Consider the following 23,829-nt stretch of genomic DNA (forward strand, 5'->3'; position numbering starts at 1 on the left):
GGAGCCGCGCCGGGAACATCACTTCGAACCGCGTACGCGCCGCAGTTCGTCGAAGATCAGCAGCACCGCGCCGACGGTGATCGCGCTGTCGGCGAGATTGAACGCGGGCCAGTGCCACGTCTTCACATGGAAGTCGAGGAAGTCGATGACATGGCCATAAGCGAGGCGGTCGATCACATTGCCGATCGCGCCGCCCATGATGAGCGACAGCGCCGTGCAGAACAGCCGCTGGCCCGAGTGGCGCTTGAGCAGATAGCAGATCACGATGGCCGCCACCACGCCCAGGGCCGTGAAGGCCCAGCGCTGCCAGCCGCCGGCCATGGCGAGGAAGCTGAAGGCCGCGCCGCGGTTATAGACGAGCAGCAGGTTGAAGAACGGGGTGAGCGCGTGCGGGTCGCCATAGGCGAAGACTTTCTGCACCGCGATCTTCGTCAACTGATCGAACAGGATCACGATCAGCGCGACGCCGAGCCACGGCGCGAGCGATCCACTGCTTGTGCTTTGTTTTGCCATCGTCCTTGCCATTATGCTGCGCCTCGCGATTCGCCAGCGCCGAACAGATTCGAGAAGCAACGGCCGCACAGACCTGGATGATCCGCGTGAGCGCCGACGTCCGCGCAATAGTGCCAGCAGCGCTCGCACTTCAGATAGCTCGATGCCGCGACATCGACGCTTTCTTCCGCCTCGCCCGCCACCTTCTCCACTTGCGCTGACGACGTGATCAGCACGAAGCGCAAGGCGTCGCCGAGACTCGCGAGCGCGTCGTAACGGGCGCCGCTCGCGCGCACCACGACTTCCGCCTGCAGCGACGAACCGATCAGGTTCGCCGTGCGCGCCTCTTCGAGCGCCTTGGTGACGTCGCCGCGCGCGCTGCGGATCAAGGTCCACTTGTCGAGCAGGTCGCCGCCGTTGGCGATGTCCGGATAGGTCGCATAGACCTCGGTGAAGAGGGTGTCCTGACCCGGCTTGAGGACCTTGTACGCTTCCTCGGCCGTGAACGACAGATACGGCGCGACCAGGCGCAGCAACCCATGTGCGATATGGAAGAGCACGGTCTGCGCGCTGCGGCGCTCGCGCGAATCGGGCTTCGTGGTGTAGAGGCGGTCTTTCAGCACGTCGAGATAGAAGCCGCCGAGATCCTCCGAGCAGAAGGTCGCGATCTTCGCGACAACCGGATGGAACTCGTACTTCTCGTAATGCGCGAGCGCGTCGTCCTGCAGGTTGCGGGTGAGCGCGACTGCATAGCGATCGATCTCCAGCCAGTCTTCCACCGGCAGCGCATCCTTGGCGAAATCGAAGTCCGACAGGTTCGCGAGCAGGAAGCGCAGCGTATTGCGAATCCGCCGATAGGTTTCCGTCACGCGCTTGAGAATCTCTTCGGAGATCGCGAGTTCGCCGGAATAGTCGGTCGAGGCGATCCACAGGCGGATGATTTCCGCGCCGAGGCGGTTCGCCACTTCATGCGGATCGATGCCGTTGCCGAGTGACTTCGACATCTTGCGGCCTTCGCCATCGACGGTGAAGCCGTGCGTCAACAGCGCGTCGTAGGGCGGACGGCCGTCGAGCATGGAGGCCGTCAGCAGCGACGAATGGAACCAGCCGCGATGCTGGTCCGAGCCTTCGAGATAGAGGTCCGCCGGGAACTGCAGCGAGTCCTTGTGCGAGCCGCGCAGCACGTGCCAGTGCGTGGTGCCGGAGTCGAACCAGACATCGAGCGTGTCGCGGTTCTTCTCGTACAGGTTCGCGTCGTCGCCGATCAGTTCGCGCGGATCGAGCGACTGCCACGTCTCGATACCGCCTTGCTCGACGCGCTGCGCCACTTCCTCCAGCAACTCCAGCGTGCGCGGATGCAGTTCGCCGGTTTCCTTGTGGACGAAGAAGGCCATCGGCACGCCCCACTGGCGCTGGCGCGAGAGCGTCCAGTCCGGCCGGTTGGCGATCATGCTGTAGAGACGCTGCTTGCCCCACGACGGATAGAACGCCGTGTTCTCGACGCCTTCCAGCGCGATCTCGCGCAGCGTGCGGCCGCCGTCTTTCGGCTTGACGTCCATGCCCGCGAACCACTGCGACGTGGCGCGGTAGATGATGGGCGTCTTGTGACGCCAGCAGTGCATGTAGCTGTGCGTGTACTTCTCGGTCTTGAGCAGCGAGCCCGCGGCCTCCAGCGCCTCGACGATCTGCGGATTCGCCTTCCAGATGGAGAGCCCGCCGAACAGCGGCAGCGATTCGATATAGCGGCCGTCGCCCATCACCGGGTTGATGATGTCCGAGTCCGACATGCCGTGCGCCTTGCACGACACGAAGTCTTCCACGCCGTACGCGGGCGATGAATGCACGACGCCCGTGCCGCTTTCGGTGGTCACGTAATCGCCGAGATAGACCGGCGCGGTGCGCTTGTAGCCCGGATGCGCCGCCGCCAGCGGGTGATGGAAGCGCAGGTTGGCGAGCTTTTCGCCGGTCGTCGTGGCGATCACTTCACCGCTCAGCCCGTAGTTCTTCAGGCAGTCCTCGACGCGTTCCTGCGCGAGGATCAACAAGCCGCGCGGGGTATCGACGAGCGCGTAGACGATCTCCGGATGCACGTTGAGCGCCTGATTGGCGGGGATGGTCCAGGGCGTCGTCGTCCAGATGACGATGCCGCCCTCGGCTTTCGGCAGCGCGTTCAGGCCGAACGCCTGCGCGGTCTTCTCCGGCTCGGCGAAGGCGAACATCACGTCGATGGTCGGATCGGTCTTGTCCTTGTACTCGACTTCCGCCTCGGCCAGCGCCGAACCGCAGTCGAAGCACCAGTTCACCGGCTTCAGGCCGCGGAACACGAAGCCCTTCTCCATGATCTTGCCGAGCGCGCGGATCTCGCCGGCCTCGTTGGTGAAGTTCATGGTCTTGTACGGATTGTCCCAATCACCCAGCACGCCGAGACGCCGGAAGCCGACCTTCTGCTTCTCGATCTGCTCGCCGGCGTAGGCGCGCGCCTTCTGCATCACCTCGATGGCCGGCAGCGTCTTGCCGAACTGCTTTTCGATCTGGATTTCGATCGGCATGCCGTGGCAGTCCCAGCCCGGCACATAGACGGCGTCGAAGCCCGCGAGATTGCGCGCCTTGACGATCATGTCCTTCAAGATCTTGTTCACCGCGTGGCCGAGGTGGATGTCGCCGTTCGCATACGGCGGGCCGTCGTGCAGGATGAACTTCTTGCGGCCCTGGCTGGCCGCGCGGATCTTCTCGTAGATCTGCTTGTCCTGCCATTCCTGGACCCACGCGGGCTCGCGCTTGGGCAGGTCGCCACGCATCGGGAAAGGCGTGTCGAGCAGGTTGACGGGGTACTTCGAGGAGGCTTTCTCTTTCTTGTCGCTCATGGGTGACTCGGTGAATTCGGTGAGGCGGCGCTTGTCTCGCGCGCGATGAATCGGGAGGCGGGGCAGCGGGCGGCGCCGGCGTGGTCAACGCGGGCGCCGCACGCTCACCTAATTCGGTCAGTCGCCGAAATGGCGAATCCCGTGGCGCGGCTGCCCGCGTTGCTGGCGGGCGGAAGGCCGAAATACGCGCGGGCGTTGTCCACGTCGCGCGAGATTGCAGCCGAGAGCGTTTCGAGGTCCACGTACTTTTCCTCGTCACGCAGCTTTTTCAGGCATTCGACCCGCACCAGCTTGCCGTAGGCGTCGCCGTGCCAGTCGAGCACGAAGACTTCGAGCAGCACGCGGCCGGAGTCGTCGACGGTCGGGCGCAGGCCGAGACTCGCGACGGCGGGCAGCGGTTCGTCGGCGAGGCCGTGCACGCGCACCACGAAAATGCCCGCAAGCGCCGGACGCTTGTGCGCGATCGGCAGATTCAATGTGGGAAAGCCGAGATCGCGGCCGAGCTTCGCGCCGTGCACGACGTGCCCGCTGATCACATACGGACGCCCGAGCGCGACTTGCGCCGCATCGAGGTCGCCTGCGACCAGCGAGGCCCGCACCGACGAAGACGAAATGCGCGCGCCGTTCGGATGCGCGACGGTTGCCATGCGTTCGACTTCGAAGCCGTATTTCTCGCCTGCGGCCTTGAGCGACGCAAAGTCGCCCGCGCGTTTCGCGCCGTAGCAGAAGTCGTCGCCGACCATGACCCAGCGGGCGTGCAGGCCGTCGACGATCACGTTCTTCACGAAGGTGTCCGGCGACTGGCTCGCGAAGGTCTTGTTGAAATGCTCGACCACCACGCGGTCGACGCCGTTGGTGCGCAGCGCCTCCAGCTTGTCGCGCAGCATCGCGATGCGTGGCGGCGCGCCGGCCGGATTGAAGAATTCGCGCGGATGCGGCTCGAAGGTCATCACGCAGACGGGCAGGTTGCGCGCGTCGGCGGCTGCCCGCACGTGCGCGAGCAGCGCCTGGTGGCCGCGATGGACACCGTCGAAATTGCCGATGGTCAGTGCGCAGGGCGCCCGGCTTTCGGCATTGGGAAGGCCGCGAAAGACTCTCACGATAGGCGTTGGTCGGTGAGGCTGAGCGATGAGGGGCAGATGCTGCAAAGCGTTAGAGTATAAACGCTCGCGCCGGCGCACGGGCGCGCGGGGCGGGACGGCGTCCTGCGCGAGGTGCGTGCGGTCGCCCGCGCCGCTCGCTTTGGCACGATTTTCTCCCCAGCCGGATGATAAAATCGGCGGATGAAGAAAATCGTCATTCTGATCTCCGGACGGGGCAGCAACATGGAGGCCGTCGTGGGCGCCGGCGCGCGCGCCCGCGGGGCGGCCCCCGGGCCCGCGGGGCTAGCAAACCCGCCCGCTGCCCCCCGCCCGGGGGGCGCCCAGGCGAACGGCATTGAAACCATCGTGGTGGATCATCGTCAGTTCGACAGCCGGGCGTCGTTCGACACGGCGCTCGCCGAGCAAATCGACCGCTTCGCGCCGGATCTCGTCGTGCTCGCGGGCTTCATGCGGGTGCTGACCGACGCTTTCGTCGAGCGCTATGCCGGGCGCATGCTCAATGTGCATCCGTCGCTGCTGCCGTGCTTCGCGGGGCTGCGCACGCATCAGCAGGCGCTCGACGCCGGCGTGCGCGTGCATGGCGCAAGCGTGCATTTCGTGACGCCGGCGCTGGATCACGGGCCGATCGTCGCGCAGGGCGCCGTGCCGGTGCTCGCCGGCGACGACGCCGCCGCGCTCGCGGCGCGCGTGCTGGCCGTCGAACACGTGATCTACCCGCGCGCGGTGCGCTGGTTCATCGAGGGGCGTCTTTCTATCGAGGGCGAACGAGTCGCTCTCACGCCGTCTGAGCCTCAATGGCTCTTTGCCGACATTGCCGGGGAGGGCGTATGAGGCTGCATGGATTTCTGATTGGACAAACCGAAACGTTGCTGGCGGACGTGCTGCGCTTCTCCGGCCCCGCCGATGCCGCGACCAGCCGCTTCTTCCGCGCGCATCCGAAGCTTGGGCACAGCGAGCGCGGCGTGATCGCTGAAGCGGTGTTCGCCGTGCTGCGCCGGAAGATGGAGTTTTCGCATCTCGCGGAAAGCGGCAGCGGCAATCAGGCGCGCCGTCTCGCGCTGCTCGGCCTGATGCAGACGGCCGGCCTGACGGCGCTGAAGCCGTTCGTGTCGGCGGATGAATATCAATGGCTCGCGCAAGTGTCGAAGATCGACCCGGCCAGTTTGCCGGTGCGCGTGCGCACGAACCTGCCGCAGTGGATCTACGAGGCGCTCGGCAAGCGCTTCGCGCCCGAGGAGCTCGCGCAGCTCGCCGCCGCGCTGAACTATCCGGCGCCGCTCGATTTGCGCTCGAACCCGATCAAGGCGAGCCGCGACGAGGTGGTGAAGGCGCTGGCCGCCGCCGGTATCGACGCCGGCGGGATGCCGTTTGCGCCGTTTGGCGTACGGGTCGGCGGCAAGCCCGCGCTGACGCGTCTCGCGCCGTTCCAGGAAGGCTGGATCGAGGTGCAGGACGAAGGCAGTCAGTTGCTCTGCTCGCTGGTGGCGCCGCGGCGCGGCGAGATGATCGTGGACTTTTGCGCGGGTGCGGGCGGCAAGACGCTGGCGCTCGGCGCGATGATGCGCTCGACCGGCCGGCTCTATGCGTTCGACGTGTCGGACCGGCGTCTTGCCAAGCTGAAGCCGCGGCTCGCGCGCAGCGGCTTGTCCAATGTGAATCCCGTGCTGATCGACAGCGAGCAGGACGCGAAGATCAAGCGTCTCGCGGGCAAGATCGACCGCGTGCTCGTCGACGCACCGTGTTCCGGTCTGGGCACGTTGCGCCGCAATCCGGATCTGAAGTGGCGCCAGTCGCCGGAATCGGTCGCGGAGCTGACACCCAAGCAGCTGTCGATTCTCACGAGCGCCGCGCGCCTCGTGAAGAACGGCGGCCGTCTCGTCTATGCCACCTGCTCGATGCTCGACGCGGAGAACGAAGGCGTCGTCAAGCAGTTCCTCGAGACGCATCCGAACTTCCGCGTCGTGCCCGCGCGCGACGTGCTCGCGGAGCAGCGCATCGACCTCGACACGGGCGAGTATCTGTCGCTGTGGCCGCACAAGCATGGCACCGACGGCTTCTTCGCCGCCGTGCTGGAGCGCGTGCCGGACGCGTCGAAGCAGCAGAAGCCCGCCGAAGAAGAGCAAGCGTAAGCCGCCGCGCGCATGGACACCCGCTTCCTGCCCGAACTGACCGCGCGGCTGTCGCGCGATTTCGGCGAGCCGCAGGTGATCTGGCAGGTCGCGGCGCTGGCCGGGCTGCTGGTGGTGGCGTGGTGGTGCGCGCGCATCCTGCGCAAGAAGCTCGATGCGCGCCGCCAGTCGCGTTTCGAGGCCGTGCGCTTCGGCGCCGAGAGTCTCAACAAGGCGCTGTTCCCGCTGCTCGGCGCGGTGTTCGTGTCTATTGCGCAGGTGGCGCTCGCGCCGTTCATCCACACGGCGTTCCTGCGTCTCGCGCTGGTGCCGCTGTGCGGCATTGCCGTCATCTACTCGATGTTCTACGTCGTGCGGCGCGTGTTCCGGCGCGGCGAGACGGAAGACGACGCCGGCGCGCTGCTCTATCTGTTCGAGAAACTAGTCACGGTGATCGTCTGGGTCGCGATGGCGCTGACCGTGATGGGCATCCAGGACGATGTCGTCGCGTGGATGGCGAGCGTGCGCTTCAACCTCGCCAATGCGCACATGACGCTGCTGTCGCTCGCGTCGGGCGTGCTGTGGGTGTGCGTGACGCTGATCGTCGCGATGTGGGCCGGCGCGCTGCTCGACGACCGCCTGATGCGTGCCCGCTCGCTCGACGCCAATCTGAAAGTGGTGCTGGCGCGCGTCGGCCGGGCACTGATGATTCTTGCGGCGATTCTGGTGAGCTTGTCGATCGTGGGCATCGACATCACGGTGCTCGGGGTATTCGGCGGCGCGCTGGGCGTGGGGCTGGGGTTCGGCTTGCAGAAGATCGCGAGCAATTACGTGTCCGGCTTCATCATCTTGCTGGACCGCTCGCTGCGTCTCGGCGACATGATCAACGTGAGCGGCAGCCAGGGCACGGTCACGCAGATCCGCACGCGCTATACGGTCGTGCGCGGGCTGGACGGCATCGAAACGCTGATTCCGAACGAAAAGCTGATCACCGACGTGGTGCAGAACCATTCGTCTTACCTGACGCGCGGCAACGCGAAGATCGCAGTGCAGGTGAGCTATCGCAGCGACGTGGAACGCGCGATGCGGCTTCTCGAGGAAGCCACGTTGGGTATCGAGCGCGTGTTGCAGGATCCGGCGCCGGCCGCACTGCTGGCGAGCTTCGGCGCGGACGGCATCAATCTGGAACTGAGCTTCTGGATCGTCGATGCCGCAAAGGGCACAGGCGGCGTAAGGTCACAGGTAAATCGCGCTGTATGGCGTTTATTCTTTGAGCACGGCATTGAAATTCCGTACGCGCAGCGCGAGATACGGATTATCGAAGGCGCCGCGCCGATGGCGGTCGATTCGGTACTAAATACCGTGCATCGCGACACAGGCGCTTCGCCGACGACGTAAGCATCGGTTTGTGCGTGCGGTTTGGCGGCTCATCCGCCGATTTGAAGCCGTAATTAACACGAGTTCGAGGCGTGAGTTTTTTTCTTGTTTTGCTAACATGCAAAAAATTTCACCTTTAGGACAAAGACTTGGAACGCATGCAGTAGAATGCGATCGAACTTGGGCACGATCCTTTCACGTGCCCAACAGGCCGCCTGAAGTCATGTTTGAGCGTGTTTTGCCGGCCATTTTTTCCGAATTTCACAGCTACTCAGGTAAATTGCCTTGCTGAATTCTTCCCTCGATTTTCTCGCCAACGGATTGCTGGATCTCTCCTGGTGGCAGATTCTGCTGTTCACGCTGGTGATGACGCACATCACCATCGCGGGCGTCACGATCTATCTGCACCGCTGCCAGGCGCACCGCGCGCTGGACCTGCATCCCGTCGCGAGCCACTTCTTCCGTGCTTGGCTGTGGATGACCACAGGCATGCTCACCGGCCAATGGGCGGCCATCCACCGCAAACACCACGCGAAGTGCGAGACCGAGGAAGATCCGCACAGCCCGCAGACGCGCGGCATCTGGAAGGTTTTGCTCGAAGGCGCCGAGCTGTATCGCACCGAAGCCAAGAACGAAGAAACGATGCGCAAGTTCAGCCACGGCACGCCGAACGACTGGCTCGAGCGCAATCTCTACACGCGTTATCCGATTCTCGGCATCAGCGTCATGATGGTGATCGACGTTGCGCTGTTCGGCATCGTCGGGCTGTCGGTGTGGGCCGTGCAGATGATCTGGATTCCGTTCTGGGCAGCAGGCGTCGTCAACGGCCTCGCGCACTTCTGGGGTTATCGCAACTTCAATTCGTCGGATGCGTCCACCAACATCTTCCCGCTCGGCATCCTGATCGGCGGCGAGGAACTGCATAACAACCATCACACCTTCGCCACGTCGGCGAAGCTCTCGAGCAAGTGGTACGAGTTCGACATCGGCTGGATGTATATCTGCATCATGTCGGCGCTGCGTCTCGCCAAGGTCAAGAAGGTCGCGCCCACGCCGAAGCTGGCCGCGAGCAAGGCCGTGGTCGATCAGGACACGCTGCAGGCCGTGCTGTCGAATCGTTACGAAGTGATGGCGCGTTATGGCAAGGCACTCAAGCGCGCTTACGCACAGGAACTCGCCAAGCTGAAGGAAGCCGGCGCGCGCGAGAAGTATCAGCTGATGCGCGGCGCCCGCAAGTGGTTCCACAAGGAAGAAGACGGCCTGAACGAGCCGCAGCTCAAGCAGCTCCCGGAACTGACCTCGGACAATCAGCGCCTGCGCACGTTCATCGAATTGCGCAAGGACCTTTCGGCCATCTGGGACCGCTCGAACGCTTCCCGCGAGCAACTCGTCACGCAATTGCAAGACTGGTGCCATCGTGCGGAAGAGAGCGGCATCAAGGCGCTGCAGGACTTCGCGCTGCGCCTGCGCCGCTACGCCTGACGCGCGTTATCCGTTAAAATTCCGTGACGTCACGTGACCCCGCTCTGGCGGGGTCTTTGTTTTTGTGCAGGCGGATCTGCGGCGGATCGTGCAGCCGTCGCGCGTGGGGATCGGAGACATGGAAGCGATCAGAAGCATCGAGTATGACCGGCCGCAAGGCCTGACCTGCGGTGTGGGCGAAGCGTGGGCGCGGGTGGCCGAAGCGCCGTCGGCGGAAGAAAGGCGTCGGCTGAAGAAACGCATTCGCGCCCTCCTTGAGCGGGAAAAGGCGGTGCTGGTGGCGCACTACTACGTCGACGCCGAACTTCAGGAACTCGCCGACGAAACCGGCGGTTGCGTCGCCGATTCACTCGAAATGGCGCGCTTCGGGCGCGATCACGCGGCGAAGACGCTGGTGGTCGCGGGCGTGCGCTTCATGGGCGAGACCGCCAAGATCCTGAGCCCGGACAAGCGCGTGCTGATGCCGGACCTCGACGCCACCTGTTCCCTCGATCTCGGCTGTCCCGCCGATGAATTCTCCGCCTTCTGCGATGCCCACCCTGACCGCACCGTCGTGGTCTATGCAAACACGAGCGCGGCAGTAAAAGCGCGCGCGGACTGGATGGTGACTTCGTCGATCGGGCTCGAAATCGTCGCCGACCTGCATGCGCGCGGCGAAAAGATTCTCTGGGCGCCGGATCGCCATCTGGGCGGTTATATCCAGAAAAAGACGGGTGCGGACATGCTGCTGTGGCAGGGCTCGTGTCTGGTCCATGACGAGTTCAAGGGCATCGAACTGGATCTGCTGCGCCGCGAGTATCCCGACGCGAAGATCCTGGTGCATCCCGAATCGCCCGAAGGCGTCGTCGCGCTCGCGGACGTCGTCGGCTCGACCACGCAGCTGATCGATGCCGCCGTGCGCATGGACGCGCAGCGTTTCATCGTGGCGACGGATCTCGGCATCCTGCACAAGATGCGGCTTGCCGCGCCGGGCAAGATCTTTATCGAAGCGCCCACCGCCGGCAACAGCGCCACCTGCAAGAGCTGCGCGCATTGCCCGTGGATGGCGATGAATGGCCTGGCGAATCTCGCCGAGGTCCTCGAACGCGGTCACAACGAGATTAAAGTCGATGCGGCCATTGGCATGCGCGCGCGTGTGCCGATCGACCGCATGCTCGACTTCGCGGCGCGTCACAAGAAGCGCGTGCAGACCAGCGGCGACCTCGCGAAAGACGCGTCGCTGTTCAACCAGGTAGGAGCTGCCTGATGTCCGAGTCCCCGATCTTCGAAGAAGTCCGCGCGCAGTACGGCGAGGCGTTGCAGGCGGCGCTCGCGCGCAATGTCGTCGATGCGCTCGAGGAAGACGTCGGCAGCGGCGATCACACTGGGCTCCTCGTGCCCGCCGGCGCGCGCCGCACGGCACGCATCATCGTACGCGAGGAAGCGGTGCTGTGCGGCGTGCCCTGGTTCGACGAAGTGATGCGCCGGGTCGATCCGGCCATCGAGGTCGAATGGCAGTATCGCGAAGGCGACCGGATGGCGGCGAACACGCCGGTCGTGCTGCTGCACGGCGCGGCGCGCTCGCTGCTGACCGCCGAGCGCAACGGTCTCAACTTCCTGCAATTGATGTCGGGCGTGGCCACGGCGACGAGCCGTTATGTCGATGCCATCGCGGGCACGCGCGCGCGCATTCTCGACACGCGCAAGACGCTGCCGGGACTGCGGCTCGCGCAGAAGTACGCGGTGCGCGTGGGCGGCGGCGCGAATCAGCGGCTCGCGCTGTACGACGGCATTCTGATCAAGGAAAACCACATCGCGGCGGCGGGCGGCGTGGGCTCGGCGATGGACGCGGCGCTCGCGCTGCAGGCCGGCGTGCCGATCCAGATCGAAGTGGAAACGCTGGAGCAGCTCGAAACGGCGCTGGCGCATCGCGCGGAATCGATCCTGCTCGACAACTTCACGCTCGACGCCATGCGCGACGCCGTGCGCATCACGGCCGGGCGCGCGCTGCTGGAAGTGTCGGGCGGGGTGAACGTCGAGACGGTGCGCGCGATTGCCGAAACGGGCGTCGATCGCATTTCCATCGGCGCGCTCACGAAGGACGTGCGCGCGGCCGATTTCTCCATGCGCCTGGTTTAAAGACTCGTGCGGCGGGCGGCTGGCGGCGTGAGCACGCTCGGCAGCGCCTTCGGCAGCGTCGCCGGCCAGTCGCGACTGTAGTGCAGCCCGCGGCTTTCCCGCCGCGAGCACGCGCTCTCCACGATCAGCGACGCCACATCCACCAGATTGCGCAGTTCCAGCAAGTCGCGGCTGACCTTGAAGTTCGCGTAATACTCGTGGATCTCGTCGCGCAACAGGGCAATGCGATGCTGCGCGCGCGCCAGACGTTTGTCCGTGCGCACGATGCCGACGTAATTCCACATCAGGCGCCGCAATTCGTCCCAATTGTGCGCGACGACCACTTCCTCATCCGGGTCCGACACGCGGCTTTCGTCCCAGTCGGGCAGTTCGGCGTGGCAACCGTTGGAAAAGCCGTCGGCTTCGATGGCCTGCGCCGCCGCGCGCCCCACCACGAGACACTCGAGCAGCGAATTGCTCGCCAGCCGGTTCGCGCCGTGCAGGCCCGTGTACGAGGTTTCGCCGACTGCATAGAGGCCCGGGCGGTCGGTGCGCCCGGCGAGATCGGTCACGACGCCGCCGCAGGTGTAATGCGCGGCGGGCACGACCGGAATCGGCTCCTTCGCGATATCGATGCCGAATTCCTGGCAGCGCGCGAGGATCGTCGGGAAATGTTCTTCGAGGAAGGCGCGTGGCTGGTGGCTGATGTCGAGATAGACGCAATCGATGCCGCGCTTCTTGATTTCGAAGTCGATCGCGCGCGCGACGATGTCGCGCGGCGCGAGTTCGGCGCGCTCGTCGTGCGCCGGCATGAAGCGCGTGCCGTCCGGCAGTCGCAGGATGCCGCCTTCGCCGCGCACGGCCTCGGAGATCAGGAACGACTTGGCGTACGGATGGAACAGGCACGTGGGATGAAACTGGATGAACTCCATGTTGGCGACGCGGCAGCCCGCGCGCCATGCCATCGCGATGCCGTCGCCGGTGGCGGTGTCGGGATTGGTCGTGTAGAGGTAGACCTTGCCCGCGCCGCCGGTGGCGAGCACCGTGTGCGGGGCCTGCAGCGTCACGGTGCGGCCGGTGTTCACGTCCAGCGCATACAGCCCGTGGCAGCGATGCCCGGGCAGGCCGAGCCGATCGGACGTGATCAGGTCGATCGCGTGGTGATCTTCGAGAATGGTGATGTTCGGATGGCGCCGCACGCGTTCGCCGAGGGTCGTGACGACGGCGTGGCCGGTCGCGTCGGCGGCGTGGATGATGCGGCGATGACTATGGCCGCCTTCGCGCGTCAGATGGAAGCCGAGTTCCGCGGACAGGTCGCGGGTGAAGGGCACGCCTTCCTCGATCAGCCATTCGATCGCCGCGCGTCCGTTCTCGACGATGAAGCGGGTGGCGGCTTCGTCGCATAGTCCGCCGCCGGCGACGAGCGTGTCGCCGACATGTTCGTCAATGCTGTCGCCCGAATCGAGCACCGCCGCGATGCCGCCTTGCGCCCAGTCGCTCGCGCCCACGTTCGCCGCACGTTTGGCAAGGATCGCGACGCGCCGCGTTTCGGCCAGATTCAACGCGACGCTCAGGCCCGCGAGCCCGCTTCCTACGATCACTACATCGAAATTCATGCTGCCGCTTCTCCGTCCGGATACTGGTCGCTGGTCGATAGCCGGGAAGCATAGCGCGCGGGGAGAATGAGGGACAGCGAAAACCCGTGCACGAGTGTGTGAAAAACGCGTGAAAAGCAGGCGTCAGAACGACAAAAAGCCCCGCAATGGCAGGGCTTTTTGGTGTCTTCGTTCAGGCTCTCAATATCAAGATTTACTTGATCTTGGTTTCCTTGTACTCAACGTGCTTGCGGACGACGGGATCGAACTTCTTGATCGCCATCTTTTCCGGCATGTTGCGCTTGTTCTTGGTCGTCGTGTAGAAGTGACCCGTGCCTGCGGTCGATTCCAGCTTGATCTTGTCGCGTGCGCCCTTGGCCATGTGCGTGCTCCTTAGATTTCACCGCGTGCGCGCAGGTCTGCGAGCACGGCGTCAATACCGTTCTTGTCGATCAGGCGCAGACCGGCGTTCGAGACGCGCAGACGGACCCAGCGATTTTCGCTTTCAACGAAGAAACGGCGGTTCTGCAGGTTCGGCAGGAAACGACGCTTGGTCCGGTTGTTTGCGTGGGAAACGTTGTTGCCCGACATCGGGCCTTTCCCAGTTACTTGGCATACGCGTGCCATGAGGACACTCCTAATACACGTTAAGTCTGAGTCGAACGCCCGATTGATAATGGGTTTCGAGGAACGTGTTCCTCTCCATCCTTTACCTCTCGATGCCTCTGATCGCCCAATTTGCCCATCGGGGATTTGGCAGCACGGTTATGCCAATGAGGACTGCGCTCAGTTCACCGTAACTCAGAACAGGCTGGTGGAAAAAAGCAAACGAGGATTCTAGCAGAAAAAACGCTGCATTATCAAACCTTTTGGGACTCGCCAGCTCGGCGGAGCGCGGTCACAGCCAGCCGTGGCGCGCGAACGAGAGCACTTCGTTGGTTGCGACCACGAGATGATCGAGCAAGCGCACGTCGACCAGGGCGAGCGCGTCGTGCAGCGTGCGGGTCAGGGCGCGGTCGTTGGCGCTGGGCTCGACGCCGCCGGACGGGTGATTATGCGCGACGATCAGGCCCGCTGCGTTGAGCGTCAGCGCCCGCCGCACGATTTCGCGGGGATAAACCGCGACGCGCGTGAGCGAGCCGCGTGCCGATTCCTCGGCGAGCAGCAACTTGTGGCGTGCATCCAGATAGAGGCACACGAAGACTTCGTAAGGCTTCGTGCCGATGGACAGCCGCAGGTAATCCTCGACGATGCCCGGCGAATTCAGCACCTCGCGCTCGCGGGTCCGTTCCGCCAGCGCCCGGCGGCACAGTTCGGAGACGGCGAGCAGGGTGGCGGCGCGCGCCGGCCCGATGCCGCGCTCCTCGCAGAGTTCGCCGGCGGACGCGTCCAGCACGCCGCGCAGCGACCCGAAGCGGCGCAGGAGCCGGCGCGCGAGATCGACGGCGGTGGATCCGGGCACACCGGAACGCAGGAACAATGCGAACAATTCGGCGTCCGATAGCGATGCCGGTCCGGCGTCGAGCAGGCGTTCGCGCGGCCGGTCGGCACGCGCCCAGGTGCGGATGGGCGTGACGGCCGGCGGCGGGTCCTGCTCCGGCCCGGTTGTCGGCTGAAAGCGGGGCGGCGTGCGGACGAGCCGCAACTCGGCGGCGCTCACAGGCAAGCACCGCGCATACCGGCGCCGATGCGGCCGGGACGCTTGCTGCAACGTAGATCGAGACCCGCATCGAGGCTTGCGCCGAGACCTTTTGTCACGCGCGTGAGCGCACGCAAGCCGAAGGCGCGTGACGCGTCCCGACACAACTCTGTCTTACAATGGCGGTTTTGGCGCCCGCAATGCCCCGGCGCCGCGCGGTTCGCCGCTTGCCGCCGGCGTGCCACCGCAAGCGGGGGCCGCAGCCCGCATCCGACTGAACAGCTACATCCAATACTCATGAGCATCATCGATATCTCCCAGGTGAAACCCGGTTCGCACGTCACGCTTCATTACCGGCTCGCGCTTGCCGATGGTGCGGACGTCGTCAACACCTTCTCCGACAAGCCCGCTACGCTGCTGCTGGGCGCCGGGCAACTCGCCGAGCCACTGGAAGAGATTTTGCTGGGTCTGAAGGTCGGCCACCATTCGACCTTTCAGCTAGCGCCCGAGCAGGCATTCGGCCCGCGCAACCCGGAACTCGTCCAGTGGGTGTCGCTCGCGACCCTGCGCGAGAACAGCATGATCGGCGAGCACTTTTCGCCCGGCGATCTCGTCGAATTCAATGCGCCCAACGGCGGGCGCTACGCGGGCGTGCTGAAAGAAGTGAGCGAGACGGCCGCGCTGTTCGATTTCAATCACCCGCTGGCGGGCCAGGCGCTCGTCTTCGAAGTGAAAATCATCGGAATCCTGTAAGCCATGAGCCTGACCGAAAGCCTCAACGAAGTTCAGACCGACGTCGAAATCCTGCTTGCGCAGCCGCGCGGCTTCTGCGCAGGCGTGGATCGCGCAATCGAGATCGTCGAGCGCGCCATCAAGCTGTTCGGCGCGCCCATCTATGTGCGCCATGAGATCGTGCATAACGCCTATGTGGTCGCGGATCTGCGCAAGAAGGGCGCGATTTTCATCGAAGATCTCGCCGACGTGCCCGAAGGCGCCACGCTGATCTTCAGCGCGCACGGCGTCTCGAAGGCCGTGCGCGGCGAAGCCGAGGCGCGCGGCCTGCGCGTCTTCGACGCCACCTGTCCGCTCGTCACCAAGGTGCACATGGAAGTGGCGAAGATGCGCCAGGAAGGCTTCGACATCGTGATGATCGGCCACAAGGGGCACCCCGAGGTCGAAGGCACGATGGGACAGTCCGGCGAGGGCATGCATCTCGTCGAGGATATCGAGGATGTGCTGAAGCTCGACCTGCCCGACCCGAAGCGCATCGCCTATGTCACGCAGACGACGCTCTCCGTCGATGACGCCTCGGCCATCATCGACGCGTTGAAGAGCAAGTTTCCCGACGTCAAGGAACCGAAGAAGCAGGACATCTGCTATGCGACTCAGAATCGTCAGGACGCGGTGAAGTTCCTCGCGCCGCAGTGCGACGTGGTGATCGTCGTCGGCAGCCCGAACAGCTCGAATTCCAGCCGTCTGCGCGAAGTGGCCGAGAAGCGCGGCATTCCCGCCTATATGGTGGATTCGCCGGCGCAGATCGACCCGGCGTGGGTGGAAGGCAAGAAGCGCATCGGCGTGACGGCGGGCGCGTCGGCGCCGGAAGTGCTGGCGCAGGCGGTGATCGCGCGCTTGCGCGAACTCGGCGTGCGCAGTGTGCGCTCGCTGGAAGGCATCGAGGAAACCATCGCTTTCCCGCTGCCGCGCGGGCTGTCGCTGTCGCAGTAAGGCGGCGAAGCCGGGCAAGAGAAAAAGCGCCAGCAGGCGCTTTTTTTTCGTATGTGACATTGATTGCCAATTGGCACGGAACCCTGCTCGCGGATCTGGAACCAAGCGTAGATTCCTTGTATGGACCTGCATTGAAATCGACGCTTTCTTCTAAATCACTTAAGGGTTTACCCGCAGATCGGATAACCGGACGGAGCCCCATTCGCGTACGGAAACAACCTTCCCCACGCAATGGTGCAACTACTGCAAAAACCGCTGTTGCAACCGGGTTGCGCTGTACGTGGAAAATCGCACGAAAAAGGCGGTTGCAATGCTGGAAAACCCCGCCACGCAAGAATATTGCTCGTCTCATTTTTAGCGTTACAATTCGCGCGTCTTGAGGCCTAAGGGTTCCGGACCACTGTTTTTTGAAGGCGCGGGAGACCTTATTGATGCGATTCAAGTTTGCTCACGCCGTGTCCATCGCGGCTGCGGTTGCAATGGCAACTGCATGCGGCAAGAAGGACGAAGGCGGGGCGAGCACGGCGGCGTCGGCGGCGAGTGCCGCGGCGTTACCGGCAGCGTCCGCGCCGGCCCCGGCTGAAGCAACTGTCGTGAAGATCGGTCATGTCGCGCCTTTGACGGGATTGCAGGCTCATCTCGGTCGCGACAACGAAAATGGCGCGCGGCTCGCGCTGGAAGAGATCAGTGCGCAAGGGCTGACGATCGACGGGCACTCGATTCGCCTCGAACTCGACAGCCAGGACGATGCCGCCGATCCGCGCACAGGCACGGAAGCGGCGCAGAAACTGGTCGATGACCACGTGGTCGCGGTGATCGGCCATCTGAATTCGGGCGTGTCGATTCCGGCATCGAAGATCTACAGCGACGCCGGCATTGCGCAGATTTCGCCGTCGACGACCAATCCGGAATACACGAAGCAGGGTTACAAGACGACGTTCCGCCTGGTGTCGACCGATGCGCTGCAAGGGCCCGTACTGGCCGGCTATGCGATGAAGACGTTGCATGCGAAGAAGGTCGTGATCGTGGACGACGCCTCCGCCTACGGCCGGGGGCTCGCGGACGAATTCGCGAAGACCGTGCAGGCCGGCGGCGTGAAGGTTGCCGCACGTGAGCAGACCACCGAGAAGGCGCGCAATTTCAAGGCGATTCTCACGAAGATCAAGCGCATCCAGCCGGACGTCGTGATGTACGGCGGCATGGATGTGACGGGCGGCCCTTTCGCGAAGGAAGCGGCGGCGCTCGGCATCAAGGCGAAGATTCTGGCGGGCGACGGCGTCTGCACCGACAAGGTGGCCGAGCTCGCGGGCGACGCCGTGCAGAACCTCGTCTGTTCGGAAGCGGGACTTGCGCTTTCGAAGATGGACAAGGGAGCGGATTTCGCGAAGAAGTACGAAGCCCGCTTTCACACCCCGGTGCAGATTTACGCGCCGTTCACGTATGACGCGATGTACGTGATCGTCGACGCAATGAAGCGCGCCAATTCCATCGAAGCGCCCAAGGTGCTCGCGGCGATCGCCACGACCGACTTCAACGGTCTGACGGGGCATATCGCATTCGACGACCGGGGCGACCTGAAGGCGGGGACCATTACGCTTTACGACTTCAAGGACAAGAAGAAGGACGTGCTCGACGTCGTCAAGCAGTAGCAGTAGCAGCAGCGTGGGCAGTTCCGGCGGCGCTTCACCGACAGCGCCGTTTTTGCATCCGTTCGGGGACGGCTGCCGCCTTATCCGGCCGCGGCCGGACAACCGACCGACCAACCTTTACCGGTTTTTTCAAAAGTACGCGCAGTGCCGCTTCAGATTTTGCTTCACACCGGTTTATCGGCCGGCGATAAAGGCGGAATCGAAACGCACGGGGCTAAGGAGCTTTAAATGGATATTTTCATCCAGCAGATCATCAACGGTCTGGTGCTTGGCAGCGTCTACGCCATCATCGCGCTGGGCTACACGATGGTGTACGGCATTCTCGGCATCATCAACTTCGCGCACGGCGACGTGCTGATGGTCGGCGCGATGGTCGCCCTGTCGGCCATCGGCGTCATGCAGAACCACATGCCCGGCCTGCCCGGACCGATCATGCTGGCCATTGCGCTGGTCATCGCCGCAGTGGTCTGCGCACTGGTTGGCTACACCATCGAAAAGGTCGCGTACCGGCCCTTGCGCAAGGCGCCGCGTCTCGCCCCGCTGATCACCGCGATCGGCGTCTCGATTCTCTTGCAGACCGTCGCGATGATGATCTGGGGCCGCAATCCGCTGGCCTTCCCGCAGCTCCTGCCGACCGATCCGATCAACGTCATCGCCGCCGACGAAACCCGTCCGGGCGCGGTGATCTCGATGACCGAAATCGTCATCATCGTGACCGCGTTCCTCGTGATGGCGGGCCTGCTGCTCCTCGTGCACAAGACCAAGCTCGGCCGCGCGATGCGCGCGATCGCCGAAAACCCGGGCGTCGCCTCGCTGATGGGCGTGAACCCGAACTTCGTGATTTCCGCGACCTTCATGATCGGCTCGGCGCTGGCGGCGCTGGCCGGCGTGATGATCGCGTCGGAATACGGCAATGCGCACTTCTACATGGGCTTCATTCCCGGCCTGAAGGCGTTCACGGCGGCGGTGTTGGGCGGTATCGGCAACCTCGGCGGCGCGATGGTGGGCGGCGTGCTGCTCGGTCTCATCGAACAGCTGGGCGCCGGGTATATCGGCGGTCTGACGGGCGGCGTCTTCGGGTCGAACTATCAGGATGTGTTCGCCTTCGTCGTGCTGATCATCGTGCTCGTGTTCCGTCCGTCGGGTCTGCTCGGCGAACGTGTCGCGGACCGCGCTTAAACCTCGTGTGAGGAGCTCAGAAAAATGACTTCGATTCAACCGATTGAGCCGTCCACGACGCTCATCCCCGAGAAGAACACGACGAAGACGCTCGTCGTCGGCATTCTCACCGCGGTATTCGTCATTGCTGCGCCGATGGTGATCGGCGCCGCAGGCGGCAACTACTGGGTCCGCGTGCTCGACTTCGCGATGCTGTACGTGATGCTCGCGCTGGGCCTCAACGTGGTGGTCGGCTTTGCCGGCCTGCTCGACCTGGGCTACATCGCGTTCTATGCGGTGGGCGCATACGTGGCGGCGTTGCTGTCCTCGCCGCAGCTGACGACCCAGTTCGAATGGATCGCGCATCTCGCGCCCGGCGGACTGCACGTGCCGTTCCTCATCATCGTGCCGTGCGCGATGGCGCTCGCCGCGACCTTCGGCGTGCTGCTCGGCGCGCCGACGCTGCGTCTGCGCGGCGACTATCTCGCGATCGTGACCCTGGGCTTCGGGGAAATCGTCCGGATCTTCATGAACAACCTCGATCGTCCGATCAACATCACGAACGGTCCGAAGGGCATCACGGGCATCGATCCGGTGACGATCGCAGGGTTCAACCTGTCGCAGACGCACACGTTCTTCGGCATGAAGTTTCCGTCCGTGTACATGTATTACTACCTGTTCGTGCTGGGCGCGCTGCTCGTGATCTGGGTGTGTACGCGTCTGCAGCACTCGCGCATCGGCCGCGCATGGGCCGCCATTCGCGAAGACGAAATCGCCGCCAAGGCGATGGGCATCAACACCCGTAACGTCAAGCTGCTCGCGTTCGCGATGGGCGCGTCGTTCGGCGGCCTGTCGGGCGCGATGTTCGGCGCGTTCCAGGGCTTCGTGTCGCCGGAATCGTTCACCTTCTGGGAATCGATCGTCGTGCTGGCGTGCGTGGTGCTGGGCGGCATGGGCCACATCCCGGGCGTGATCCTCGGCGCGGTGCTGCTCGCCGTGTTCCCCGAGTTCCTGCGCTCGACCATGGGTCCGTTGCAGAACGCGATCTTCGGTCATCAGATCGTCGATACGGAAGTCATCCGCCAGCTGCTCTATGGTCTGGCGATGGTGCTGATCATGCTGTATCGCTCGGAAGGTCTGTGGCCGGCCGCGAAACACGAAGACAAGATCGCGAAGATCGCGAAGCGCAACGGCAAGAAGCCGGTGCGCGCCTAAAGGCGGGGGATTGAACATGAGCGACAAGCAAACACGACTGTCCGTCACGGGCGTCAACAAGCGCTTCGGCGGCCTGCAGGCGCTGTCCGATGTGCGCCTCCAGATCAAGGAAGGCGAGATCTATGGCCTGATCGGTCCGAACGGCGCGGGCAAGACGACGTTCTTCAACGTCATCACCGGCCTGTACACGCCTGATTCGGGCGAATTCAAGCTCGACGGCCAGGCCTACACGCCGACCGCCGTTTATCAGGTCGCGAAGGCGGGCATCGCGCGGACCTTCCAGAACATCCGTCTGTTCGGCGGCATGACCGCGCTGGAGAACGTGATGGTCGGCCGTCACGTGCGCACGAAGCACGGGCTGATCGGAGCGGTGTTCCAGACGCCGGCCGAGCGCCGTGAAGAGCGCGAGATCAAGGAACGCGCGCTCGAACTGCTCGAGTACGTCGGCGTGCTGCAATACGCGGACTACACGTCGCGCAACCTGTCGTATGGCCACCAGCGTCGTCTGGAGATCGCCCGCGCGCTCGCGACCGATCCGAAGCTGCTCGCGCTCGATGAACCGGCCGCCGGCATGAACGCGACCGAGAAGGTCGAACTGACGCGTCTGCTCGACAAGATCCGCTCGGACGGCAAGACGATTCTGCTCATCGAACACGATGTGAAGCTGGTGATGGGATTGTGCAACCGCATGACGGTGCTCGATTACGGCAAGGTGATCGCCGAGGGTCTGCCGCAGGACGTGCAGAAGGACCCGAAGGTGATCGAGGCATATCTGGGTGCGGGGGTGCACTAAATGGCGACCACAAGCGCGATGTTGAAGGTCAAGGGTCTGCAGGTGAATTACGGCGGCATCCAGGCGGTGAAGGGTGTCGATCTTGAAGTGGGGCAGGGCGAACTCGTTACGCTGATCGGCGCGAACGGCGCGGGCAAGACCACGACGATGAAGGCCATCACGGGTCTCAAGCCTTACTCAGGCGGTGATATCGAGTACATGGGCCAGTCGATCAAGGGCGTGCCGACGCACGAGCTCCTGAAGCGCGGTCTCGCGATGGTGCCGGAAGGCCGCGGCATTTTCGCGCGCATGTCGATTCTCGAGAACATGCAGATGGGCGCCTATCTGCGTACCGACACGGACGCCATCCAGAAGGACACCGAGCGCATGTTCGGCTTCTTTCCGCGGCTGAAGGAACGGGCCTCGCAGTATGCGGGCACGCTCTCGGGCGGCGAGCAGCAGATGCTGGCGATGGCCCGCGCGCTGCTCTCGCGTCCGAAGCTGCTGCTACTGGACGAGCCATCGATGGGTCTCTCGCCGATCATGGTCGAGAAGATCTTCGAAGTGGTGCGCGAGATCTCGTCGGAAGGGCTGACGGTGCTGCTGGTGGAGCAGAACGCGCGTCTGGCGTTGCAGGCGGCGAATCGCGGCTATGTGATGGATTCGGGCCTGGTGACGATGACCGGCGACGCGAAGACCATGCTGGATGATCCGAAGGTGCGCGCCGCGTATCTGGGCGAATGAAGCTTCGTTGCTGATGATGAAAAGCCGGCTCTTGCAGCCGGCTTTTTTTATAGCCGTTTGCCGAGGCTCACGACTTCATCCATCCGATACCCGAGCTTTTCATAGAAGCCGCGCAAGTCGGTCTTGAAGGCCATGATCTGCAGGTTCACCTTCGGACAGCCGAGCGCGGCCAGCGTGTGCTCCACATGCCGCATCAACGCGCGGCCGAAGCCGTGTCCCTGATGCGCCGGCGCGACCGCCAGCGAATACACCCAGCCGCGATGCCCGTCGTAGCCGCACATGACCGTGCCGATCACCGCGCCGGCCACCGTGCCGACGAAGAACAGCTCCGGCTGCGTCTTCAGCTTGTTGTCGATGGAGAGCGCGGGACTGCGCTGCGGCCGCGAGGCGTCCGCGTACTCCGGAAACACCTCGCGCCACAGGGCGGTCACGCTCTCGCGATCGCCTGCATCGAACGTGCGGATGATCACAGCGAATCGAGCACCGAGCGCAGCATCGCCATCATCTGGTCGATCTCGTCCTTCGTGACGTTGAGCGCGGGCATGAAGCGCAACAGGTTCGGACGCGCCGCGTTCAGCAGCAGGCCGTCGGGCTGCATCAGTCGCGCCTTGTCGACGATCTGCGGACCCTTGTCGCTGTCGAGCAGCAAGGCGCGCAGCAGGCCTTCGCCGCGCTCGCCCTTGAAGCCGCGCTCGTCCGAGAGCTTCAGCAGTTCCTGCTTCAGGTACTCGCCTTTCTCGCGCACGCTTTCCAGAAAGCCCGGCGCGACGAGTTGCGAGATCACCGAATGGCCGACCGCCGACATCAGCGGATTGCCGTTGTAGGTGCCGCCCTGGTCGCCCGGTTCGAAGCACGCGACTTCGGCCTTCGAGAGCAGCGCCGCGAGCGGCACGCCGCCGCCGATGCCCTTGCCGAGCGTCATGATGTCCGGCTCGATGTTCGACAGCTCGTAGGCGAACAGCGTGCCCGCGCGGCCGCAGCCGCTCTGCACTTCATCGACGATCAGCAGCAGGTTGTGCTGCTTCGTCAGCGCGCGCAGTTGCTGCATGAATTCGCGCGTGGCCGGGATCACGCCGCCTTCGCCTTGAATGGGCTCGAGCATCACGGCGACGGTCTTCTCGTTGATCAACTTCTCGACCGACGCGATGTCGTTCAGGTCAGCCTTCGGGAAGCCCGGCACTTGCGGTGCATAGATGGTGTCCCAGCCAGGCTTGCCGCTGGCGGACATGGTGGCGAGCGTGCGGCCGTGGAAGCTGTGATCGAAGGTGATGATCTCGAACGCGCCGTTCTTGAACTTCCTGCCCCACTTGCGCGCGAGCTTGATCGCGCCTTCGTTGGCTTCGGCGCCGCTGTTGGCGAAGAACACCTTGTCGAAGCAGCTGTGCTCGGTGAGCAGGCCCGCGAGCTGCGCCATCGGCCCGTTGTAGAAAGCCGGCGACGGATTGATCAGCGTGCGCGCCTGCTTCTCCAGCGCCTCGATCATGCCTTCGTTGCAGTGACCGAGCGAGTTGACGGCCCAGCCCTGGATGAAGTCGAGATAGCGCTTGCCCGTGTTGTCGTAGAGCCAAGACCCTTTTCCGTGCGTGAACACGATTTCGGGACGGTTCGTGATGTACATCAGCGAATCAACAGGGTACTCATTGAAATTCATGACAGCGGGCTCCACGGAGGCAGGTGCGAGAAGAAAAAAGACGGCGCGAAAAAAACAAAAGCCACGGAATTCCGTGGCTTCATTTCGTACGCTTCGAACAAACAAACCGAGCGCGCAAATGCATGACGAGCCAGCGGCATCCCTAGGGGAGCGGCGAG

General features: G+C 64.1%; 22 protein-coding genes. 13 read left to right on the forward strand and 9 right to left on the reverse strand.

All coding sequences use genetic code 11. From position 1 onward, the window contains the following. Positions 1-18 precede the first annotated feature (18 nt). From lspA to QCE63_RS04250, 3 genes are all read right to left on the reverse strand, one after another. Positions 19-525, reverse strand: coding sequence for a signal peptidase II (gene lspA / locus QCE63_RS04240; RefSeq protein WP_309830849.1), 507 nt, complete (start codon positions 523-525; stop codon positions 19-21). Beyond that, entirely contained in the window at positions 525-3,356 is a 2,832-nt protein-coding gene (gene ileS, locus QCE63_RS04245; protein WP_309830851.1) for an isoleucine--tRNA ligase, read from the reverse strand. The genes lspA and ileS overlap by 1 nt, the downstream gene beginning before the upstream one ends. Positions 3,357-3,460: 104 nt before the next feature. Further along, complete coding sequence (locus QCE63_RS04250) at positions 3,461-4,456, reverse strand: bifunctional riboflavin kinase/FAD synthetase (protein WP_309830853.1); 996 nt, start codon at positions 4,454-4,456, stop codon at positions 3,461-3,463. Between the two features lie 183 nt (positions 4,457-4,639). Between QCE63_RS04250 and purN the strand changes: the two genes are divergently transcribed. The 6 genes from purN to nadC all read left to right on the forward strand — a co-directional run bounded on the left by purN (position 4,640) and on the right by nadC (position 11,544). Beyond that, positions 4,640-5,290: a phosphoribosylglycinamide formyltransferase gene (gene purN, locus QCE63_RS04255; RefSeq protein ID WP_309830856.1), complete on the forward strand. Its 651-nt coding sequence runs from the start codon at positions 4,640-4,642 to the stop codon at positions 5,288-5,290. Continuing rightward, positions 5,287-6,588: an RsmB/NOP family class I SAM-dependent RNA methyltransferase gene (locus tag QCE63_RS04260; RefSeq protein ID WP_309830857.1), complete on the forward strand. Its 1,302-nt coding sequence runs from the start codon at positions 5,287-5,289 to the stop codon at positions 6,586-6,588. The genes purN and QCE63_RS04260 overlap by 4 nt, the downstream gene beginning before the upstream one ends. Positions 6,589-6,600: 12 nt before the next feature. Then, positions 6,601-7,965 carry a mechanosensitive ion channel domain-containing protein gene (locus QCE63_RS04265; RefSeq protein WP_309830859.1) on the forward strand — a complete coding sequence of 455 codons (1,365 nt, stop codon included), beginning with the start codon at positions 6,601-6,603 and terminating at the stop codon, positions 7,963-7,965. A gap of 264 nt (positions 7,966-8,229) precedes the next feature. Beyond that, positions 8,230-9,426: an acyl-CoA desaturase gene (locus QCE63_RS04270; protein WP_309830860.1), complete on the forward strand. Its 1,197-nt coding sequence runs from the start codon at positions 8,230-8,232 to the stop codon at positions 9,424-9,426. Positions 9,427-9,544: 118 nt separating this feature from the next. Next, positions 9,545-10,672, forward strand: a complete 1,128-nt coding sequence (gene nadA / locus QCE63_RS04275; protein ID WP_309830862.1) for a quinolinate synthase NadA — start codon at positions 9,545-9,547, stop codon at positions 10,670-10,672. Then, complete coding sequence (gene nadC / locus QCE63_RS04280) at positions 10,672-11,544, forward strand: carboxylating nicotinate-nucleotide diphosphorylase (protein WP_309830864.1); 873 nt, start codon at positions 10,672-10,674, stop codon at positions 11,542-11,544. Before nadA ends, nadC begins: the two co-directional genes overlap by 1 nt. Here the strand turns inward: nadC and nadB are convergent. The 4 genes from nadB to radC form a co-directional block, all read right to left on the reverse strand. Continuing rightward, positions 11,541-13,139: an L-aspartate oxidase gene (nadB, locus tag QCE63_RS04285; RefSeq protein WP_309830866.1), complete on the reverse strand. Its 1,599-nt coding sequence runs from the start codon at positions 13,137-13,139 to the stop codon at positions 11,541-11,543. The genes nadC and nadB overlap by 4 nt on opposite strands. Positions 13,140-13,332: 193 nt before the next feature. Then, positions 13,333-13,500 (reverse strand): 50S ribosomal protein L33, encoded by a 168-nt coding sequence (rpmG, locus tag QCE63_RS04290; RefSeq protein ID WP_006478046.1) that lies wholly within the window; start codon positions 13,498-13,500, stop codon positions 13,333-13,335. Between the two features lie 11 nt (positions 13,501-13,511). Further along, a complete protein-coding gene (rpmB, locus tag QCE63_RS04295) occupies positions 13,512-13,745 on the reverse strand; it encodes a 50S ribosomal protein L28 (protein ID WP_035968094.1) in 234 nt (77 codons plus the stop codon). A 271-nt stretch (positions 13,746-14,016) separates the two neighbouring features. Continuing rightward, positions 14,017-14,778, reverse strand: a complete 762-nt coding sequence (gene radC, locus QCE63_RS04300; RefSeq protein WP_404990081.1) for a DNA repair protein RadC — start codon at positions 14,776-14,778, stop codon at positions 14,017-14,019. 276 nt (positions 14,779-15,054) lie between these two features. Here radC and QCE63_RS04305 point away from each other — a divergent pair, with 276 nt between their 5' ends. From QCE63_RS04305 to QCE63_RS04335, 7 genes are all read left to right on the forward strand, one after another. Further along, complete coding sequence (locus QCE63_RS04305) at positions 15,055-15,510, forward strand: peptidylprolyl isomerase (RefSeq protein ID WP_309830868.1); 456 nt, start codon at positions 15,055-15,057, stop codon at positions 15,508-15,510. 3 nt (positions 15,511-15,513) lie between these two features. Further along, positions 15,514-16,482: a 4-hydroxy-3-methylbut-2-enyl diphosphate reductase gene (ispH, locus tag QCE63_RS04310; RefSeq protein ID WP_309830870.1), complete on the forward strand. Its 969-nt coding sequence runs from the start codon at positions 15,514-15,516 to the stop codon at positions 16,480-16,482. Positions 16,483-16,913: 431 nt separating this feature from the next. Then, the gene (locus QCE63_RS04315; RefSeq protein WP_309830872.1) at positions 16,914-18,131 is read left to right on the forward strand and encodes a branched-chain amino acid ABC transporter substrate-binding protein; all 1,218 of its coding nucleotides are present in this window, start codon (positions 16,914-16,916) and stop codon (positions 18,129-18,131) included. Between the two features lie 228 nt (positions 18,132-18,359). Further along, positions 18,360-19,310: a branched-chain amino acid ABC transporter permease gene (locus QCE63_RS04320; protein WP_309830874.1), complete on the forward strand. Its 951-nt coding sequence runs from the start codon at positions 18,360-18,362 to the stop codon at positions 19,308-19,310. A 24-nt stretch (positions 19,311-19,334) separates the two neighbouring features. Continuing rightward, positions 19,335-20,504, forward strand: coding sequence for an ABC transporter permease subunit (locus QCE63_RS04325; protein ID WP_309830877.1), 1,170 nt, complete (start codon positions 19,335-19,337; stop codon positions 20,502-20,504). Positions 20,505-20,520: 16 nt separating this feature from the next. Continuing rightward, positions 20,521-21,297, forward strand: coding sequence for an ABC transporter ATP-binding protein (locus QCE63_RS04330; protein ID WP_061135759.1), 777 nt, complete (start codon positions 20,521-20,523; stop codon positions 21,295-21,297). 18 nt (positions 21,298-21,315) lie between these two features. Then, the gene (locus QCE63_RS04335; protein ID WP_404990113.1) at positions 21,316-22,020 is read left to right on the forward strand and encodes an ABC transporter ATP-binding protein; all 705 of its coding nucleotides are present in this window, start codon (positions 21,316-21,318) and stop codon (positions 22,018-22,020) included. 47 nt (positions 22,021-22,067) lie between these two features. On the opposite strand, the gene QCE63_RS04340 is transcribed toward QCE63_RS04335, so the two are convergent. Then, positions 22,068-22,490 carry a GNAT family acetyltransferase gene (locus QCE63_RS04340; RefSeq protein ID WP_309830880.1) on the reverse strand — a complete coding sequence of 141 codons (423 nt, stop codon included), beginning with the start codon at positions 22,488-22,490 and terminating at the stop codon, positions 22,068-22,070. Further along, positions 22,487-23,671, reverse strand: coding sequence for an acetylornithine transaminase (locus tag QCE63_RS04345; RefSeq protein ID WP_309830882.1), 1,185 nt, complete (start codon positions 23,669-23,671; stop codon positions 22,487-22,489). Before QCE63_RS04345 ends, QCE63_RS04340 begins: the two co-directional genes overlap by 4 nt. Positions 23,672-23,829: the final 158 nt, after the last annotated feature.

Origin of the sequence: Caballeronia sp. LZ065 (assembly GCF_031450975.1) — a bacterium.
GTDB lineage: Bacteria > Pseudomonadota > Gammaproteobacteria > Burkholderiales > Burkholderiaceae > Caballeronia.

What these genes read in the sequence shown, in the direction of transcription:
- nadC (WP_309830864.1), top strand. Translation starts at nt 10,672, where the DNA reads ATGTCCGAGTCCCCGATCTTCGAAGAAGTCCGCGCGCAGTACGGCGAG.
- rpmB (WP_035968094.1), bottom strand. Translation starts at nt 13,745, where the DNA reads ATGGCACGCGTATGCCAAGTAACTGGGAAAGGCCCGATGTCGGGCAAC.
- QCE63_RS04335 (WP_404990113.1), top strand. Translation starts at nt 21,316, where the DNA reads ATGTTGAAGGTCAAGGGTCTGCAGGTGAATTACGGCGGCATCCAGGCG.
- QCE63_RS04320 (WP_309830874.1), top strand. Translation starts at nt 18,360, where the DNA reads ATGGATATTTTCATCCAGCAGATCATCAACGGTCTGGTGCTTGGCAGC.
- QCE63_RS04330 (WP_061135759.1), top strand. Translation starts at nt 20,521, where the DNA reads ATGAGCGACAAGCAAACACGACTGTCCGTCACGGGCGTCAACAAGCGC.
- ispH (WP_309830870.1), top strand. Translation starts at nt 15,514, where the DNA reads ATGAGCCTGACCGAAAGCCTCAACGAAGTTCAGACCGACGTCGAAATC.
- QCE63_RS04315 (WP_309830872.1), top strand. Translation starts at nt 16,914, where the DNA reads ATGCGATTCAAGTTTGCTCACGCCGTGTCCATCGCGGCTGCGGTTGCA.
- ileS (WP_309830851.1), bottom strand. Translation starts at nt 3,356, where the DNA reads ATGAGCGACAAGAAAGAGAAAGCCTCCTCGAAGTACCCCGTCAACCTG.
- QCE63_RS04260 (WP_309830857.1), top strand. Translation starts at nt 5,287, where the DNA reads ATGAGGCTGCATGGATTTCTGATTGGACAAACCGAAACGTTGCTGGCG.
- QCE63_RS04265 (WP_309830859.1), top strand. Translation starts at nt 6,601, where the DNA reads ATGGACACCCGCTTCCTGCCCGAACTGACCGCGCGGCTGTCGCGCGAT.
- rpmG (WP_006478046.1), bottom strand. Translation starts at nt 13,500, where the DNA reads ATGGCCAAGGGCGCACGCGACAAGATCAAGCTGGAATCGACCGCAGGC.
- QCE63_RS04345 (WP_309830882.1), bottom strand. Translation starts at nt 23,671, where the DNA reads ATGAATTTCAATGAGTACCCTGTTGATTCGCTGATGTACATCACGAAC.
- QCE63_RS04325 (WP_309830877.1), top strand. Translation starts at nt 19,335, where the DNA reads ATGACTTCGATTCAACCGATTGAGCCGTCCACGACGCTCATCCCCGAG.
- purN (WP_309830856.1), top strand. Translation starts at nt 4,640, where the DNA reads ATGAAGAAAATCGTCATTCTGATCTCCGGACGGGGCAGCAACATGGAG.
- QCE63_RS04305 (WP_309830868.1), top strand. Translation starts at nt 15,055, where the DNA reads ATGAGCATCATCGATATCTCCCAGGTGAAACCCGGTTCGCACGTCACG.
- nadA (WP_309830862.1), top strand. Translation starts at nt 9,545, where the DNA reads ATGGAAGCGATCAGAAGCATCGAGTATGACCGGCCGCAAGGCCTGACC.
- nadB (WP_309830866.1), bottom strand. Translation starts at nt 13,139, where the DNA reads ATGAATTTCGATGTAGTGATCGTAGGAAGCGGGCTCGCGGGCCTGAGC.
- lspA (WP_309830849.1), bottom strand. Translation starts at nt 525, where the DNA reads ATGGCAAGGACGATGGCAAAACAAAGCACAAGCAGTGGATCGCTCGCG.